Raw genomic sequence first — 17145 nt, forward strand, 5'->3', positions numbered from 1 at the left:
ATGATGCGTAAACCAATTATTGCAGGTAACTGGAAAATGTTTAAAACATTTGAAGAGGCTATTCAGTTTGTAGATGCTGTACAAGAAAAACTTCCTTCCAATGACAAAGTAGATGCTGTTATTTGCGCACCAGCTCTTTACCTACCTACACTTGTGCAAGTTGCTAGTGAGTCAGAGCTGGCAATTGGTGCACAAACTATGCACTATGAAAATGAAGGTGCTTTTACGGGTGAAATTAGTCCAGCACAGCTAGCAAGTGTGGATGTTGACTATGTCATTTTAGGACACTCTGAACGTCGCGAATACTACAATGAAACAGATGAAGCGATTAATAAGAAGGTAGCAGCAGCACTTGCACATACTATCGTACCTATTATTTGCTGTGGCGAAACACTAGAAGAACGTGAAGCAGGCACAACAGAGCAAAAAGTGGCTGGTCAAATTAAAGCGGCACTTGCTGGGTTTGAAGCACAGCAAGTTGAGCATATGGTCATTGCGTATGAACCGATTTGGGCGATTGGTACCGGTAAAACGGCTACGGCAGACGATGCAAATCAAGTATGCGGAGCGATTCGAGCAGTAGTAGAAGAGCTATATAATGCTGAAACTGCGAATGCCGTGCGCATTCAATATGGTGGCAGTGTTAAGCCTGATAACATTCAGGAGCTTTTATCGAAAGAACATATTGATGGTGCTTTAGTTGGTGGAGCAAGCTTACAACCAGAATCTTATTTAACATTATTGGAGGCGGCAGCAAATGCCTAAAAAGCCAGTAGCATTAATTATTTTAGATGGCTTTGCATTTCGAGATGAAACATTCGGGAATGCAGTAGCACAGGCCAATAAGCCAAATTTTGATCGATATTGGCATCAATTTCCTCATGCGACATTAACAGCAGCGGGAGAAGCCGTTGGATTACCTGAAGGACAGATGGGGAATTCTGAGGTGGGGCACTTAAATATCGGTGCAGGACGTATCGTCTATCAAAGCTTAACACGCTTAAATAAATCTATTCGTGATGGAGATTTCTTCACGAATCAAGCCTTTTTAGATGCAGTAGCACATGTGAAAGCTCATCAGTCAAAGCTACATGTTATGGGCTTATTATCAGACGGTGGTGTTCATAGTCATTATGAGCATATGTTTGCACTATTAAAGCTAGCTAAACAGCAAGGATTAGAGGAAGTTTATATACATGGCTTCTTAGATGGTCGTGATGTTGGTCCAACAACAGCATTAGACTATATCGAAGAAACGGAAAAGCAAATGGCTGAAATAGGCATAGGGCAATTTGCTTCTATTCATGGACGTTACTATGCAATGGATCGCGATAAACGTTGGGATCGTGTGGCACTGACTTACAATGTACTGGTGGATGGCGTCGGTCAAACAGCAGAAAGTGCTAAAAGTGGTGTAGCAGCATCCTATGAGCGTGAGGTAACAGATGAATTTGTCATCCCATTTAGCATTCAAGAGCATGGTGAGCCAGTAGCAACAATTGGCGATCATGATGCAGTGATTTTCTTTAACTTCCGTCCCGATCGTGCCATTCAGCTGTCAACAGTTTTTACAAATGGAGCATTCGATGGCTTTGCTATATCTGCAAATCATCCAAAGAATTTAAAATTTGTGTCCTTCACACACTATAGTGATGAAGTCAACGCTCAGGTTGCTTATGAAAATGACAACTTGAAAAATACAATTGGTGAAGTATTAGCGACGAATGGGAAAACACAGTTGCGGATTGCGGAAACTGAAAAATATCCACATGTTACATTCTTTATGAGTGGTGGACGTGAGGAAAAATTCCCTGGTGAGGAACGTATTTTAATTGCTTCTCCTAAGGTGGCGACATACGATTTAAAACCTGAAATGTCTGCCTATGAGGTGACAGAAGCCTTACTTGCAGAAATTGCGGCTGAAAAATTTGATGGCATTATTCTTAACTTTGCCAACCCTGATATGGTTGGTCATAGTGGAATGCTGGAGCCAACAATTAAAGCCATTGAAGCAGTAGATGAATGCTTAGGGAAAGTAGTAGACGCACTCCTTGCAAAAGGTGGCGCAGCTATTATTACAGCTGACCATGGCAACTCTGATGAAGTGTTAACTTTAGCAGGTGAGCCAATGACAGCTCATACAACAAATCCTGTTCCAGTAATTGTGACAAAACCAAATATAATGTTAAGAAATGGTGGTATTTTAGCCGATTTAGCGCCAACCATGTTAGAATTATTAGAGGTGTCACAGCCTACTGAAATGACAGGACAATCATTAATTGAAAAAGAGGAGAATTAATTATGCCATTTATTACACAAGTTTATGCGCGCGAAGTTTTAGACTCACGTGGGAACCCAACAGTAGAGGTTGAAGTATTTACAGAATCAGGCGCATTTGGCCGCGCAATCGTACCATCAGGTGCATCAACAGGTGAATACGAAGCGGTAGAATTACGCGATGGTGACAAATCTCGTTACCTAGGCAAAGGTGTATTAAAAGCAGTTGAAAATGTAAACACAATTATTGCGGAAGAATTAGAAGGTAACTATTCTGTTCTTGATCAAGTAGTCATCGACAAAGCTTTAATCGAGCTAGATGGCACAGAAAACAAAGGCAAGCTTGGTGCCAACGCAATTCTAGGTGTATCCATGGCAGTTGCACATGCTGCGGCAGATTATTTAGATGTACCTCTTTATCAATATCTTGGTGGGTTCAATTCTAAGCAATTACCAGTACCAATGATGAACATCCTAAACGGTGGTGCTCACGCTGATAACAATGTAGACATTCAGGAATTCATGGTTATGCCTGTTGGTGCAGAATCATTCCGTCATGCATTACGTATTGGCGCTGAGATCTTCCATAGCCTAAAAGCTGTTCTAAAAGCAAAAGGCTACAACACAGCAGTAGGTGATGAAGGTGGTTTTGCACCAAACCTAGGCTCTAACGAAGAAGCAATTACAGTGATCTTAGAAGCGATTGAAAAAGCAGGCTACAAACCAGGTGACGAAGTGAAACTTGCAATGGACGTAGCATCCTCTGAACTATTCAATAAAGAAGATGGCAAATACCACTTAGATGGTGAAGGTGTTGTCAAAACTTCTGAGGAAATGGTAGATTGGTACGAAGAGTTAACAAATAAATACCCAATCATTTCAATTGAAGATGGCTTAGACGAAAACGACTGGGCTGGACACAAGCTATTAACAGACCGTATCGGCAATCGCGTACAATTAGTAGGTGATGACCTATTTGTAACAAATACGAAAAAATTATCAGCAGGTATTGAGCAAGGCGTAGGAAATGCCATCCTTATCAAAGTAAACCAAATCGGTACGTTAACTGAAACATTTGAAGCGATCGAAATGGCGAAACGTGCAGGCTACACAGCGGTTATTTCTCACCGTTCTGGTGAATCAGAAGATGCGACAATTGCTGATATCGCTGTTGCAACAAATGCTGGTCAAATTAAAACAGGTGCTCCATCACGTACAGACCGTGTAGCTAAATACAACCAACTTCTTCGCATTGAAGATCAACTTGGTTCAACAGCAGAGTATCTTGGTTTAAATTCATTCTATAACTTAAAATAAGTATTTGATTGAAGAGAAAATACTTTGAATTTAGTAATACACAGCTTTTATATTTGAACCATGTTGTACATTTAGGCTTATGTATTGCTTCAACCTCTGATTTATAAGTGTGATAAACACTTGTAGATTGGGGGTTTTTTAGTTACTTATCTAATTACAGAGTAAGCTTATTCAATTAGAACAACCGAAAGCGGTGGACATTAAGTATCTATTCATTGAAACCTATTACAACATTCTGTTATTATTTAACCTAATTAACTAATATCAACCATATTTACATAATGATAAAAAATTACTGAGGGGTAATAACATGAAGAGAAAAACCAAATCGGTTATTAGTATCATTGTAATATTAATTATTTTCGGTGGAGCATTTGGTTACATCAAATTCACTGAGCATATGAATAAATCTACTCCCGAGGAAGAAAAAACAATCGCTGGATATGTTGAAGTAACTTCTAAGGATGGAACTGTTCTAAAAAAAGAAAATGAATTATATCCAGATGACTTAATAGAACACAAAATGAACGAAACCATTCATAGCATGTCTCATCAGAAGGTTGAAGCGGAAATAAAATGGGGTCACGAGCAAATAACACAAGAAAAGGTTGACCGATTGTTAGCTATAGCCAAAGAAAGCAATTATAAATATAAAGAGCTTTACATTTCAATATTGGAAAGATGGTCGAAGGGTGATTTTTCAAATGCAGTTGACGACCACAATTCCATATGGGAAATGCAAGGCGGGGATGAAGAAGCTTCAGGGAAAGCAATTCGTCTATTAACTCCATTTGAAGAGCAAGCTTATATTCAACACAATTTAGAATATGACTTATATTGAATACCATTTTGCGAAAGATAAATAGGCGAATTTCAAAAAATGCCTCAAAGTTAATTCAAACTTTGAGGCATTTTAACATATAAAAAAGATTAACGTGAAGCGGCACGAGCAGGCCAATAAGGTGCAGGTTTCAACATCGTAGCGCAAGAGGTAAGGAAGCTTTTTAGTGAGACGGCTACAGCAACAGAACAAATTGAAACCTCCCTTAAAACGATCACGAGTAATATTCAAGCACTTATGGAAAGCATGGAGCAAATTGAAGCAGCCTCTAATAATCAGGCAGAGCAGGTTCAACAATTTAGTGAAGCTATTGAAAAACCTAAATGAGATAAGTGAGCAAATGGCGCTTTACATAAAAGGTCTCTTATGATTATAAGAAAAGACAGTCTACTAATATTAGACTGTCCTGACTATTGTTATGGCTGTGACCAATGCTGATCTAATTCTTGATCGAGATAGACCCAGCCCTTCCAGGCAATATGAATTGTATCCATTATAAAATAAGGATCATATTCATGATCTGAAAAATCAACATAGGCAACATTTGAATCCTTTAATACTTGCTCCATTTTATCGTAATACTTTTGACGACGTTCCTCAGGATAGCCATTATAATCATACCAATAGCCATTAACTGGAATGGAGACGAATAGTGGTTTGGCACCTGCATCCTTTAAAACATCGATAACTAGTTGGAAATCCTCATATTCAGGAGAGTTTGTATAATCCTCTTTTTTTCGTATATCTTTAAACTTTGAAAATTTAGCATTTACAAGTCGCTGATAGGCGCGATCTTCAATCATATAGTCGTTGGATACACGCTTCTCCCCATATGCCTCTGCATGCTGCAATTGTTGCTCAAAGCTTTGATTGGCAATCAGCTTGTCATTACTTTTTAATGCATGACCTTTACGTGGGAAAATGGAATAATATAAATCCTTCTTTTCTAGTAACTCCTTGTGGAAACGCCCCGCGACCATGGCCATACGTCCAGTAATTGGTTTTTCCTTGCCGTTAGACATTTGATATTGGTACATGGTCTTTAAGAGGCGATCTCGTTTGACAGTATCAAAATCAAGTAGGCGCTCCATTGCTCTTTTACGAAGGTTGGCATCCATCTCCTGATTAAAGGCTAAATCATAAGCATGTAACATGGAATAATTCGGTGAAAAGTGAAATTCACCCATGCCCTTCTCTGTAAACCACTGAGGGGAGATGATAAAGACCACTTTTTTATCCTTTAAATTCTTTTCTTGTGCTGCGAAATTCAAGAAGTGAGTAATGGACTGCATGCCTCCACGCCCAATCATAAATGTCGAATACGGAGCATCAGTTGCTCGCGTATAATTGTATGGATGGAACGGATCAAAACGGTTTAATTCCGAGGAGCCATAAAGTGGCATGGAATTAGGCTCCTGCAACATTCGCTCCTGTAAATATGTGCCCTGAAATACAAGTGGAGACATGTTCGTTTTGGCTTGCTCCACATCCTCATTGGATATCCATGCTTTAATCCAAGCATTAGGAAAAAAGACAAAGCCAGTAAAAAGAGCAAATGCAATAAATAAAGAAAGAAAGCCTTTTTTGATCATTGTCTTTCAGCTAATTTCCCTGCAATTCGATTAGGCGTATTCCATTCTTCACGATTGAAATCAGTAATAGGGACAGAAATATTAAAACGATTTTCAATTTCAACTAATAAATTAATTGTCCCAAACGAATCTAGTAAACCTTCTTCAAATAAATCAATATCTGGGTTTTCTACAATAATTTCATCTTCACATAACTCGACTAGCATTTCTAAAACTTGTTGTTGATCCATTAATAATTCTCCTTTAGTGAACAGGCTCTTACAGCCCTTTGTTTAAAATAATGTGCCAGAAAAAATATAAAAGCCGAAGCATACAGCATGAAACGTAATGATTACACCAATAGCATGCGTCCATTTATTTTTTGGCCAACGCTTATGCTTTTTATTCCAGCGTTCAAATTTATCAAAGCTGATAATCAATAGGGCATGATAGAGTCCATAGACCACAAAGTGCCATTCCAGACCATGCCAAATACCCATTAAAAAGAATAGTAAAAAGAAGCCTATATACGAAATAGCAAATTTATTTTTTAGCCATTTTTTCTTTGTCATCCAAAGGACAAAGCGCATATAGACATAATCCCTAAACCAGAAGGAAAGGCTCATATGCCAACGATTCCAAAAATCTTTAATATTGCGGCTGGCGAAAGGGCGATTAAAGTTAATCGGTGTTTGGATACCCATTATCCGGCTCACACCAACAGCAAATGCACTGTAGCCAGCGAAATCAAAGAATAAGTAAAAGCTATACATATACATATACGCTAGCTGTCCCTGAAAGGGTGTCAAATAGTTATACGTATGGTTAGGTAAATAAATAAGCGTGTAGTTGTAAATTAAATAAGCCAAAATAAACTTATATAAAAAGCCGACAAAAATATAGTTAATGCCACTCAATAGCAGCTTTTGGTAATCCTCCGAGGAAGGTACGGTATGAAAATCCTTTGTAAAACGACGCCAACGATCAATAGGTCCCGATGATACGGTAGGAAAGAATAATAAGAAATAGACTAGCTCTACTACAGAAATTTTCTCTTTCATCAAGCCATCACGAGTTTCTAAAATCATTTGCACCGCTTTAAACGTAATGTAGGATACACCAAGGAAGCCAAATACATGAGGTAACCCGAGAATCGGCAAAACCTTCACAAGAATCAGGGGTAATATGGATAAAAGCACTGCTATTATAAAAATGGTTCCGCTATTTTGCTGAAGTCGGTAACGCTGATAAGCCACAATAAGTACTACCTGAAAGACAGTAAATAATACGAGCGAGATGGTCCCATTCAATGAATGTCCGAAGATTAATGCTAAGACAATGACCGATATAAAAAGATTATAACGTTTCGAAGATTTGCCTCGTAACCCTAGGAGGATGGTAGGTAGTAATAAAAGTCCGATGATCACAAAAAATGCTATATTTCCATAAGGCGTCATACTGTCTCCATAACCGCCAATCCTTTACGATCTACCTTACCATTTGGATTTAGTGGTAAAGCGTCCATATATTTAAACGTTTTCGGTATCATATAGGCAGGTAAGTACGCCGATAAAAGTGCCTTCAATTGCTTTGTCGTTTTGAAGGCTGCTCCTGTTAATGGCTCACGTAAAACAATATGGGCACTAAGAGAAATGATTTCCTTCTCTTTATAAACAGGTACAACAACACAACTTGAAACAGGTGGCAGGTTATTGATTTGTTTTTCAATCTCTTCAATCTCTAGACGGTAGCCATGTAATTTCACTTGGAAATCCTTACGACCTGAAAAGAACAAATAACCGTCCTGCACATAGCCTATATCACCCGTTTGATAGATTCGATCACCATCCACGATCGGGAAAGCTTTAGCTGTTAATTTAGGCGCCCCCAAATACCCTGCGCTAACGGTTGGCCCTGAAATAATAATTTCTCCATCTTCAGCTACAGATACGTTTGGCTCCGTTATAGGGGCAATCGGTAATTGTTCGAAGCGAGCTACTAGCTCTTTCGTCACCTTTACATAGGATACAGCGACTGTTGTTTCTGTAGGACCATATAAATTATAAATTATTGCCTGTGGAAAACGGAGCATCAACTCGTTACATACCGCTATCGGTAATACCTCTCCGCAAAATAAAAAAGTATCCAATGCAGGCATGAGTTTTTGATCCCATTCTTTGTTCATCAAACACATCTTGGCAAAGGAAGGTGTAGAAGTCCATACACGAGTATTTGACGTCGCTAATGAATCAAACAACGCTTTTGGATTAGCAATTTCTTGCTGTGTAATCGCATAAAGTGTGTGTCCACCAACAAGAGCTGGGTAGAGATCCATAACAGATAAATCAAAGGAATAAGGTGCTTGATTTAAAAATACGCCGTCTTCCTGTAAAGGGAAGTGCTCCTGCATCCACATAACAAAGTGTGTTAGATTACTAGCTGTTATTTGAACCCCTTTTGGTTGACCCGTTGAACCAGAAGTGTAAATAATATAATGGATATCCTCACCTTGAACCCATGTTGCGGATGATAGGATCACGTCCTTTGAGGAGGCATCCAGAATATCATGCACTGCCATAACGGGAAGGTTCATCTGCATCTGTAATAGCTCTGTTGTCAATATTAAACCTGCTCCAGAAGCTTCTGTAATGAGCTGTAATCTTTCCGATGGTGTTGATGAATCAACAGGTACATATGGATGGCCAGCCTTTACAGCTCCGATAAACGCAACAATTTGCAGGGGGGACATATGTCCATAAATGACAATAGGTTGTTGTCTCCGCAAGTTAAGCTTCATTAAATAATCGGCAAGACGATCCGATAAATGCCAAAGCTCACTATAAGTTAAGGAGGCATTGTGTGTCTGATAAGCAGTTTTTTGTGGCTGCTGGATGGCCACACGTTCAATAGCTGCCAAAATACTTAACATATTTTAATCTCCTTTATTTAAAATTCCGTATATATAAATGGTCCAGCGTTCATATCATGGAAGCCATGTATAAGAAACAACAGTACCAAAACAATCAAATAAAACAGCGTGAAGCCAATGAAGCGTAAATACTCATTATTTTTGATGGATTGCATTTGTCCACCTCCAATGAAAAAAAGTATAAGATTAAACTTTCAAAAAATAGTAATTTACTAGTTAAAAATCCTTACCTTATGTTTTTAACACTGATTTGACGGAATGTGGAGAAAAATGTTGCTGAATTAAGATGAATTCAGTAAATCATAAGATTAATTTAAGGTAAATTTAAGGTTTTGGGGGAATGTGTGGGTTTTACAAACTATTGGTTGGTTATCTTATGTAAAAAAAGCACGAACATAAGGGAATAAGTTCAACTTATGTTCGTGCTATTATTTTTATTTCACTTCATTAATAACTTTTTTAGATACATAAAATTCAGAGCCATTGTAGACATTGATTGTATCAAATGTATGAGTCTTTACCGTGTTTGAGGAAGTTCGTTCATACGTCATCGTGTTTTTGTTAACTGGAATTTTCACTGTGATATCTGCTTTTTGTGCAATAAATGTTGGGTTTTCTTTATCGGATAAGTCGATTTTTGTTGTAAATCCTTTTTCCGTAAATGCCTTCGTTGCAGGCACATATAAATCATTTGTTAATGTGTTTAAGTCAAAGCCCATAAAGCGTGCCATTGTATGGGCTAAATCAGTGTTTTCAACTAATCCTGTCAATTTAGAAGGACCAAATGAGTATAAGAATACATCTTCACCCGTATGGCCACCTGTTGTATAACCAATGTTAGCACGATTGGCTAGCATTTTTACCATTTCATTGCCTAAGTCTTTAGCAGACTGTAATGTTTTAAGCTCGTCCTCCGTTAAAGAGTCTAAGCCATATAGAGCAGCGACCTCAACTAAATTAGAGCGATCTTCTTTTAGTTGGCTTAAAGCTCCTTCAATGGTCATCGTAGCTTTTTTTAACGGGTCGATGTAAGCAGAGACTGGAATGCTAGAATAGGTACTAGTAGTGTTAGCGTTCCCCATCGTAATGCCGCTATTTCCATGATCAGTTACTGCAATGACTAAAGTGTTACCGTCTTCCTTCGCAAAATCAACCGCCTCTTTCACAGCAGCATCGAATGATAATATATCGCTAATGATACCGATTGTATCGTTGGCATGTGCAGCCCAGTCAACCTTACTACCTTCTACAAAGAGGAAGAAGCCGTCCTCATCCTTTTTCAGCGTATTGATTGCTTTATTCGTCATTTCAGCAAGTGTAGGCTCAGATGCCCTTGTTTTTGCACGATCTAAATCATAAGCAAGTGCACTTGGTGCAAAGCTTCCCCAAATTTTTGAGGATTGACTATTAAAAAGCTCATCGCGTGTTTTAACGAGATCATAATTTTTTTCATTCAAAACCTTGATTAAGTCTTCGCCATCTTGACGAGCATTTTTTGATGTGCCTGGTGAAAGTGATTCTAGACCACCGCCTAAGACAACATCAATATTTTGATAAACTTGCTGCTCTGCAATATCCCCATATTGACTTCTATTGTTGACGTGTGCAGAAAAACCAGCTGGTGTAGCATGTTGAATTTCGGAAGTAGAAATTAACCCAGTGGCCTTACCTTGCTGCTTAGCTCCTTCTAGCACATTGGCTACAGGTCGGAAGGCATCTTCCTTAGCGATTTGCGCTAATCCAGGGGAGTTGATCACAGAGGGGAGCACACCTATATATTTATCGTTCGATTTATGCCCAGTTGCTAATGCTGTAGCAGCAGGCGCGGAATCAGTAATGGCTGATTCAGCAGAATATGTGCGCATAGCACCCGATAAAATTTCATCCATTGCTAGGCTTTCACCTTTATACCAACGAGAAAGGGTGACAGCATTATTACTGCTACCATCCATCACAAGCATAATGACATTTGTCGGTTTCTTTACTTCGGCTGCATGTACCTCTTGCTGTGGGATACTAACTGCGGATAAAGTCACTGCACTTGCTAAAAACAATGAAGTCCATTTTTTTGCGTATTTCATGATTTTCCTCCTTTAGGTGAATTCAACTGTAAGTGTAAAGGAAGGGTGTAAAGCTAGCGTTAAAGGTTTGTTAATGAAAGATGGTAATTATGTAAATAAAGAGGAAGAAAAGAATCTGTGTAATAGTCACACAGATTCTTTTGGGGCATTACAAATTTTCCTGATGTTGTGCGCCATCAATCGTTTCATAATATAAAATGTCTTCTTCGATGTACAAGTTAAGGACTTCATCTTCTAGTAAGACTTCTTCTGAGCCGTCCTGAACATTAATTTTTGTTAAATAACCAGCATTGTCATAGTCACTGCAATAAATGGAATCATCATAAGTAGCTAAATAATAGCATGCCGTTTCTGTAATTTGATTGTTTTCATTTGTGGCTAAATTATAGGAATAGACCATATTATCATTGATACTATTATAATAAATCACATCATCCACAGTATTGGCATACCACATATCATGCATAAAATCATAATTGTTATTTGTAGCAGTAAAATAATTTTCTTTTACCCATAAATGATCTTGGCTTAGTTTTTCATCACTGACTAAAAAGTATTCATAGGAAATCGCATAAGGCTCCGCTGAATCCACATCATTCCACGTTGTATCAAGATGATACCAATTGCCATCGATACTGACTAAATTCCAAGCATGCAGCTGATCCTCACTATAGCCATAAACATATTTCGCTTCTACATCCGAAGCTAATAATAGGCGATAAGCTAGCAGAGCATAGGCTTGACATACCGAAGTTTCCTCGTCTATCAGCTCAAAAACCGTTTGTCCCTCAGTAGAGCCTTGTTCTGTATAAGTGGCTAACTGTACGACCGTATCATTAATGATTTTAGCACGTTCAAAATCTGTCATATCTGTCGTAATATACTGGTCGGCAAAAGCCTCTACATATTGATCGACCTTTTGCTCCTTTTTGGCATCTGTTAAGTAATCAATCGACAACTCTACCAGATAGCCATCATCTGTTTCCCAAGCCGTCCATTCATAAGTAAGAAAATAACCAGCTGTATAGGGATTAACGAAGGAAAGAAGGCTATTTAAGTCATTCAGCTGCACCTCAAAATCTTCGAAGTTTAGCTTCCCAGTATAAGGGACTTCAAAGTGCTGTTCAAACTTTGCTACTTGTTTTTCGACTCTTTTAGTGAATTGTAGTAAGGCAGGATCATCCTTAAATAATGAGGTTGAGAAAAGATCATTCGGTGAAAAAGAGGCAGATAGCGCTTTACTTTCTGGTTTTTTCATATCATTCTCTGTATCTTCTGCTAAGGTTGTAGTTGTTACATCCTCTTCCTCAAGAAGTAGGTCAATGGCCTTTGAGCATGCCGTAAGAAAGGGAATCATGCAGCATAATACAAGCAGCGCTGCTATTTTTTTATTCATTTTCCCACCCTCCAAAAAAATTCATTTTTGCCATTATAATTTAATTTATAGGGAGTGACATCCACAAATAGTAGCATAAGTCGACAAGGATGGAAGCATGAGGCGGAAAATTTCCAGCAAAACATAAAGCGAAGTTTGTCATCGCAACCTTTTTTTGTTATAATGTAGTCTGTTGTGATGTTTCAAAGTTCGGGAGGTGCAGTGAATGCATACAGTAGTATTAGTTTCATTAGTTATCGTATCATTAGCGTTAATCGTTGTGGTATTACTTCAATCTAGTAAAAGTGCAGGCTTATCAGGTGCCATCTCGGGTGGAGCTGAGCAACTATTTGGAAAGCAAAAAGCACGTGGTATGGATTTAATCCTTCACCGTGCAACAATTGTGTTAGCTATAGTGTTCTTTATTTTAGCAATCGCTATTACAAAAATCTAATAGTTGAAGATATATCGCCTAACCGAATTGGTTGGGCGTTTTCTTTTATCATTGTTAAATGGTAAATTCTCTCTCAGTAGTTAAAAATGAATTGTAACGAAATATCCAAAGCCATCCGTTGGGCATCATCGAGATGACGAGAATGGGTATAGTATGTATAAGTGTTTTAGAATGAAGGAGTGCTTACAGTGAACAAATCATTATCACAGCCATTTTTCTTTCAGGCAGGACCACGTGCTGTTTTATTATTACACGGCTTCACAGGAAGCTCTGCAGACGTACGAATGCTTGGTAGATTTTTAGAGAAAAAAGGGTATACTACATTAGCACCTCACTATAAAGGTCACGGTGTGGAACCAGAAGAACTAATCACAACAGGTCCAGCAGACTGGTGGCAGGATGTTGTTGCCGCCTACAAACAGTTACAGGATGCTGGCTATCAGGAAATCGCCGTTGCTGGCCTTTCATTAGGCGGTGTTATGGCATTAAACGTTGCATTAAATAATCCTGTTAAAGGAATTGTGACAATGTGTGCCCCTATGACAATGCGTACAACCGACGTTATGTTTGAGGGTGTCTTGAAATATGCAAGGGACTATAAAAAGTTCCAAGGGAAACAGGAAGAGCAAATTGAAGCTGAAGTTGCAAGCATTGCTGACAAAGGCATGCCATCTCTACAGCAACTACGAGAATTTATAGCCCGCACTCGTCAAGAAATTGACATGATTTATGCGCCTATTTTTGTCGTACAAGCTACAAATGATGAAGTAATAGAGACAGAATCTGCCAACATTATATATAATCAAACTGAGTCACTTGAAAAGCACATCAAGTGGTATGAAAACTCAAAACATGTTATTACATTAGATCAAGAAAAAGATCAATTACATGAGGACATTTATCGCTTTTTAGAAAGCCTAAATTGGGCACAATAATTATAAATAGGATTTTCTCATGAAGGAGGGAATATGTATGAAAGATCAAAAAGATACACTACAAAGTCGTTTACTCGATTTTTTCAGCAAAGATGATTATAAACCACTAACCGTCGGTGAAATCGAGGATGAATTCGGCTTTGAGGATGCGGAGGAGTTCAAGGAGCTTGTAAAAACGCTTGTCCGCATGGAAGGGCAGGGCTTAGTTGTGCGTTCTCGCTCCAATCGCTATGGCCTACCAGAGCGTATGAATTTGCTAAGAGGTAAATTTATCGGACATGCGAAGGGCTTCGGCTTTGTAACGCCTGATATTGAGGGCATGGACGATGTGTTCATTCCACCACATGAAATTAATGGTGCCATTAATGGAGACATCGTTTTAATTCGTGTTTTAAAGGAATCATTCGGAGATCGTCGCGAAGGTACTGTAACAAAGGTCGTTGAACGTGGTCAAACAAGCTTTGTTGGGACATTCCAAGCAAATCGAGGCTTCGGCTTTGTTGTCCTAGACGATAAAAAGCTACCAATGGATATCTTTATTGCCAAAGGAGATACATTAGGAGCTGTCGATGGACATAAGGTTGTTGTTGAGGTAGCAACATGGCCAGAGGATTTAAAATCTGCTACAGGCTATATTACAAAAATTTTAGGGCATAAAAATGATCCGGGTGTGGACATTTTATCCATTTTATATAAGCATGACATTCCACCTGAATTCCCAGATGAAGTCATTGCTGCTGCACAACGTGTGCCAGATGAAATTACCGAGGCCGATTTAGTAGGTCGTCGTGATTTACGTCATGAAACGATTGTGACAATTGATGGTGCAGATGCTAAGGATTTAGATGATGCTGTAACCGTAACGAAAAATGTAGATGGTACGTATAAGCTTGGCGTACATATTGCAGACGTAAGTTATTATGTAACGCAAGGCTCAGTCATTGACATTGAAGCTTACGATCGTGCGACAAGTGTTTATTTAACAGACCGTGTAATTCCAATGATTCCACATCGTTTATCAAACGGTATTTGTTCATTAAATCCACAGGTTGACCGTTTAACACTATCCTGTGAAATGATTATTGATGCGAATGGTAATGTGGTTGCACATGAAATTTTCCAAAGTGTCATTAAAACGACTGAGCGTATGACGTATAAGGACGTTTACAAAATTTTAGAGGAGCAGGATGAGGCACTAATTGAACGCTATGAGCCACTTGTTCCAATGTTTAAAAACATGGCTGAGCTATCTGGTATTTTACGCCGTAAACGCGAAATGCGAGGAGCCATTGACTTTGACTTCAAAGAATCCAAGGTGATCGTAAACGAAGAAGGATGGCCAGTTGATATTGAATTACGTGAACGAACAGTAGCGGAGAAATTAATTGAAGACTTCATGCTAGCTGCCAATGAAACAGTGGCTGAGCACTTCCACTGGATGAATGTACCGTTTCTATACCGTATTCACGAAGATCCAAAGCCTGAAAAGCTTCAACGCTTCTTTGAATTTGTCACGAACTTCGGTATTTTAATTAAAGGTACTGGTAATACCGTTCATCCTAAGGCATTACAGGATGTTTTGAAGGCAATTGAAGGTATGCCAGAGGAGCCTGTTATCTCAACGATGCTCTTACGTTCAATGCAGCAGGCGAAGTACTACCCTGAAAGTCTTGGACACTTTGGCTTATCAACGGATTTCTATACACACTTCACATCACCAATTCGTCGTTATCCTGACTTAGTTGTACACCGTTTAATTCGTACGTATTTAATTAACAAGGATACATCGAGAGAAACCGTTGCACAGTGGAGTATGGCAATGGATGAAATTGCTGACCACACATCTGAGCGTGAACGTCGTGCTGTTGATGCAGAACGTGATACAGACGCACTGAAAAAAGCACAATATATGTCCGACAAAATTGGCGAAGAATTCGAAGGAATTGTTTCATCCATTACAAACTTCGGTATTTTCGTGGAGCTACCAAACACCATCGAAGGACTTGTCCATATTAGCAATATGACAGATGATTACTACCGCTTCGATGATCGTCAAATGATTATGATCGGTGAACGAACTAATCGCCAATTCCGTATTGGTGATGAAGTGACAGTTCGTGTGGCAAATGTCATTATTGAGGAGTCATCCATTGACTTTGAAATCGTTGGAATGGTAACTTCATATGGACGAACACGCAAAGCAGCACCAACTGTTATCCATGCACGTAAAAATTACAGCGATAACAAAGGTGGACGCAGTCGCCGAAGCACACGCAGTGATGAGGAAAAAGGCGGACGTAGTGGCAATCGTAGAGGCGGTCGTCAAGAGGATGACCGTGGAACTCGTAGCTCATCATCAAAGCAAGGTGAACGACGCGAAAGCGACCGTGATCCACGTGGACGCCGCAAAGATGACTCAAGCCCAGGTCCTAAAAAACGCGTGAAACAAAAGCAAAAGTTCTATGAGGGCATTGCCAAAAAAGGCAAAAAGAAAAAAACAAAACGTAAATAAGCCTAAGCGAAAGTATCCATTGAAAGGGTGCTTTCGCTTAAGCTCAACCTTTTAAGTAGAGGGTGAAAGAGATGGCAAAAGGTTCTGGTAAAGTATTAGCACAAAACAAAAAAGCAGGCCACGACTACTTCATTGAAGAAACAATCGAAGCAGGCATGGTCCTAACAGGTACAGAAATCAAATCCATCCGTGCAGGCAAAGTCCAACTGAAAGACTCCTTTGTCCGCGTCCGTAATGGCGAAGCATGGATCAACAATATGCACGTTAGCGCATTCGAACAAGGCAACCGTTTCAACCACGATCCACTACGCACCCGCAAGCTGCTGCTCCACAAAAAGCAAATCGGCGAGCTAGTCGGTGCCGTAAAACGTGACGGCTACACAATCGTTCCACTGAAAATGTACATCAAGGATGGCTACGCCAAGCTCCTAATTGGCATCGGTAAAGGGAAAAAAGACTACGACAAGCGCAACGACATGCGCAAAAAAGAAGCCAAACGCGAGATGGAACGTGCCTTCAAGGCAAAAAATCAATTTTAATAGATTTGGAGAAAGCTCACTGCGATAGCGGTGAGTTTTTTCGTTGTTGGATGGCGCGAGCGAGTTTGGCGGATAGAATGGTGAAAGTAACGGATAGAGGTTGGAAAGTGGTGGATAGAGTAGCAAAAGTGATGGATAGCAGACTTTATCTGGCGGATAGTATTTATAGCTAAGCCAATTTTTTCTATTAAAGCGGTACACTTGAACTCTCTCTCATTTTGTTTTATAATATGTATTACTGATTGCCAGATTTCATGGAAGCGTACTTTTAAGCTCCCACCGTACTAGAAGCAATTCTAGCTCTTTGTTTGAAC

General features: G+C 39.2%; 15 protein-coding genes. 8 read left to right on the top strand and 7 right to left on the bottom strand.

The genetic code is table 11. The annotated features are described in order from the left end of the window. Positions 1-3: 3 nt before the first annotated feature. The 4 genes from tpiA (at position 4) to AAJG31_RS17910 (ending at position 4435) form a co-directional block, all read left to right on the top strand. Positions 4-765 (top strand): triose-phosphate isomerase, encoded by a 762-nt coding sequence (tpiA, locus tag AAJG31_RS17895; protein ID WP_048390882.1) that lies wholly within the window; start codon positions 4-6, stop codon positions 763-765. Then, complete coding sequence (gpmI, locus tag AAJG31_RS17900) at positions 758-2299, top strand: 2,3-bisphosphoglycerate-independent phosphoglycerate mutase (RefSeq protein WP_103118783.1); 1542 nt, start codon at positions 758-760, stop codon at positions 2297-2299. Before tpiA ends, gpmI begins: the two co-directional genes overlap by 8 nt. Positions 2300-2301: 2 nt before the next feature. Next, complete coding sequence (gene eno / locus AAJG31_RS17905; protein ID WP_048390885.1) at positions 2302-3594, top strand: phosphopyruvate hydratase; 1293 nt, start codon at positions 2302-2304, stop codon at positions 3592-3594. 310 nt (positions 3595-3904) lie between these two features. Beyond that, entirely contained in the window at positions 3905-4435 is a 531-nt protein-coding gene (locus AAJG31_RS17910) for a DUF6241 domain-containing protein (RefSeq protein ID WP_279496059.1), read from the top strand. A gap of 416 nt (positions 4436-4851) precedes the next feature. Here the strand turns inward: AAJG31_RS17910 and dltD are convergent, their stop codons facing one another. From dltD to AAJG31_RS17945, 7 genes are all read right to left on the bottom strand, one after another. After that, positions 4852-6027, bottom strand: a complete 1176-nt coding sequence (dltD, locus tag AAJG31_RS17915; RefSeq protein ID WP_279496057.1) for a D-alanyl-lipoteichoic acid biosynthesis protein DltD — start codon at positions 6025-6027, stop codon at positions 4852-4854. Further along, complete coding sequence (gene dltC, locus AAJG31_RS17920; RefSeq protein ID WP_016994756.1) at positions 6024-6257, bottom strand: D-alanine--poly(phosphoribitol) ligase subunit 2; 234 nt, start codon at positions 6255-6257, stop codon at positions 6024-6026. The genes dltD and dltC overlap by 4 nt, the downstream gene beginning before the upstream one ends. A 42-nt stretch (positions 6258-6299) precedes the next feature. Further along, on the bottom strand, positions 6300-7463 hold the full coding sequence (dltB, locus tag AAJG31_RS17925) for a D-alanyl-lipoteichoic acid biosynthesis protein DltB (RefSeq protein WP_279496053.1): 1164 nt from the start codon (positions 7461-7463) through the stop codon (positions 6300-6302). After that, entirely contained in the window at positions 7460-8935 is a 1476-nt protein-coding gene (dltA, locus tag AAJG31_RS17930; RefSeq protein WP_279496051.1) for a D-alanine--poly(phosphoribitol) ligase subunit DltA, read from the bottom strand. The genes dltB and dltA overlap by 4 nt, the downstream gene beginning before the upstream one ends. Positions 8936-8952: 17 nt before the next feature. Then, positions 8953-9090 carry a teichoic acid D-Ala incorporation-associated protein DltX gene (locus AAJG31_RS17935; protein ID WP_004228095.1) on the bottom strand — a complete coding sequence of 46 codons (138 nt, stop codon included), beginning with the start codon at positions 9088-9090 and terminating at the stop codon, positions 8953-8955. Positions 9091-9369: 279 nt separating this feature from the next. After that, positions 9370-11016, bottom strand: coding sequence for an alkaline phosphatase (locus AAJG31_RS17940; RefSeq protein ID WP_279496049.1), 1647 nt, complete (start codon positions 11014-11016; stop codon positions 9370-9372). A gap of 148 nt (positions 11017-11164) precedes the next feature. After that, the gene (locus tag AAJG31_RS17945) at positions 11165-12412 is read right to left on the bottom strand and encodes a DUF5050 domain-containing protein (protein WP_279496047.1); all 1248 of its coding nucleotides are present in this window, start codon (positions 12410-12412) and stop codon (positions 11165-11167) included. Between the two features lie 205 nt (positions 12413-12617). Between AAJG31_RS17945 and secG the strand changes: the two genes are divergently transcribed. The 4 genes from secG to smpB all read left to right on the top strand — a co-directional run bounded on the left by secG (position 12618) and on the right by smpB (position 16831). Then, a complete protein-coding gene (secG, locus tag AAJG31_RS17950) occupies positions 12618-12845 on the top strand; it encodes a preprotein translocase subunit SecG (protein WP_205445394.1) in 228 nt (75 codons plus the stop codon). 188 nt (positions 12846-13033) lie between these two features. Then, positions 13034-13780: a carboxylesterase gene (locus AAJG31_RS17955; RefSeq protein WP_016994797.1), complete on the top strand. Its 747-nt coding sequence runs from the start codon at positions 13034-13036 to the stop codon at positions 13778-13780. A gap of 37 nt (positions 13781-13817) precedes the next feature. Then, positions 13818-16292, top strand: a complete 2475-nt coding sequence (gene rnr, locus AAJG31_RS17960) for a ribonuclease R (RefSeq protein WP_279496043.1) — start codon at positions 13818-13820, stop codon at positions 16290-16292. A gap of 71 nt (positions 16293-16363) precedes the next feature. Further along, positions 16364-16831: an SsrA-binding protein SmpB gene (gene smpB, locus AAJG31_RS17965; protein ID WP_016994795.1), complete on the top strand. Its 468-nt coding sequence runs from the start codon at positions 16364-16366 to the stop codon at positions 16829-16831. Positions 16832-17145: the final 314 nt, after the last annotated feature.

Source organism: Lysinibacillus sp. BS3, assembly GCF_039614735.1.
Lineage (GTDB): Bacteria > Bacillota > Bacilli > Bacillales_A > Planococcaceae > Lysinibacillus > Lysinibacillus capsici.

What these genes read in the sequence shown, in the direction of transcription:
- AAJG31_RS17940 (WP_279496049.1), bottom strand. Translation starts at nt 11,016, where the DNA reads ATGAAATACGCAAAAAAATGGACTTCATTGTTTTTAGCAAGTGCAGTG.
- smpB (WP_016994795.1), top strand. Translation starts at nt 16,364, where the DNA reads ATGGCAAAAGGTTCTGGTAAAGTATTAGCACAAAACAAAAAAGCAGGC.
- dltC (WP_016994756.1), bottom strand. Translation starts at nt 6,257, where the DNA reads ATGGATCAACAACAAGTTTTAGAAATGCTAGTCGAGTTATGTGAAGAT.
- secG (WP_205445394.1), top strand. Translation starts at nt 12,618, where the DNA reads ATGCATACAGTAGTATTAGTTTCATTAGTTATCGTATCATTAGCGTTA.
- AAJG31_RS17945 (WP_279496047.1), bottom strand. Translation starts at nt 12,412, where the DNA reads ATGAATAAAAAAATAGCAGCGCTGCTTGTATTATGCTGCATGATTCCC.
- dltB (WP_279496053.1), bottom strand. Translation starts at nt 7,463, where the DNA reads ATGACGCCTTATGGAAATATAGCATTTTTTGTGATCATCGGACTTTTA.
- gpmI (WP_103118783.1), top strand. Translation starts at nt 758, where the DNA reads ATGCCTAAAAAGCCAGTAGCATTAATTATTTTAGATGGCTTTGCATTT.
- eno (WP_048390885.1), top strand. Translation starts at nt 2,302, where the DNA reads ATGCCATTTATTACACAAGTTTATGCGCGCGAAGTTTTAGACTCACGT.
- AAJG31_RS17935 (WP_004228095.1), bottom strand. Translation starts at nt 9,090, where the DNA reads ATGCAATCCATCAAAAATAATGAGTATTTACGCTTCATTGGCTTCACG.
- AAJG31_RS17910 (WP_279496059.1), top strand. Translation starts at nt 3,905, where the DNA reads ATGAAGAGAAAAACCAAATCGGTTATTAGTATCATTGTAATATTAATT.
- rnr (WP_279496043.1), top strand. Translation starts at nt 13,818, where the DNA reads ATGAAAGATCAAAAAGATACACTACAAAGTCGTTTACTCGATTTTTTC.
- tpiA (WP_048390882.1), top strand. Translation starts at nt 4, where the DNA reads ATGCGTAAACCAATTATTGCAGGTAACTGGAAAATGTTTAAAACATTT.
- dltD (WP_279496057.1), bottom strand. Translation starts at nt 6,027, where the DNA reads ATGATCAAAAAAGGCTTTCTTTCTTTATTTATTGCATTTGCTCTTTTT.
- dltA (WP_279496051.1), bottom strand. Translation starts at nt 8,935, where the DNA reads ATGTTAAGTATTTTGGCAGCTATTGAACGTGTGGCCATCCAGCAGCCA.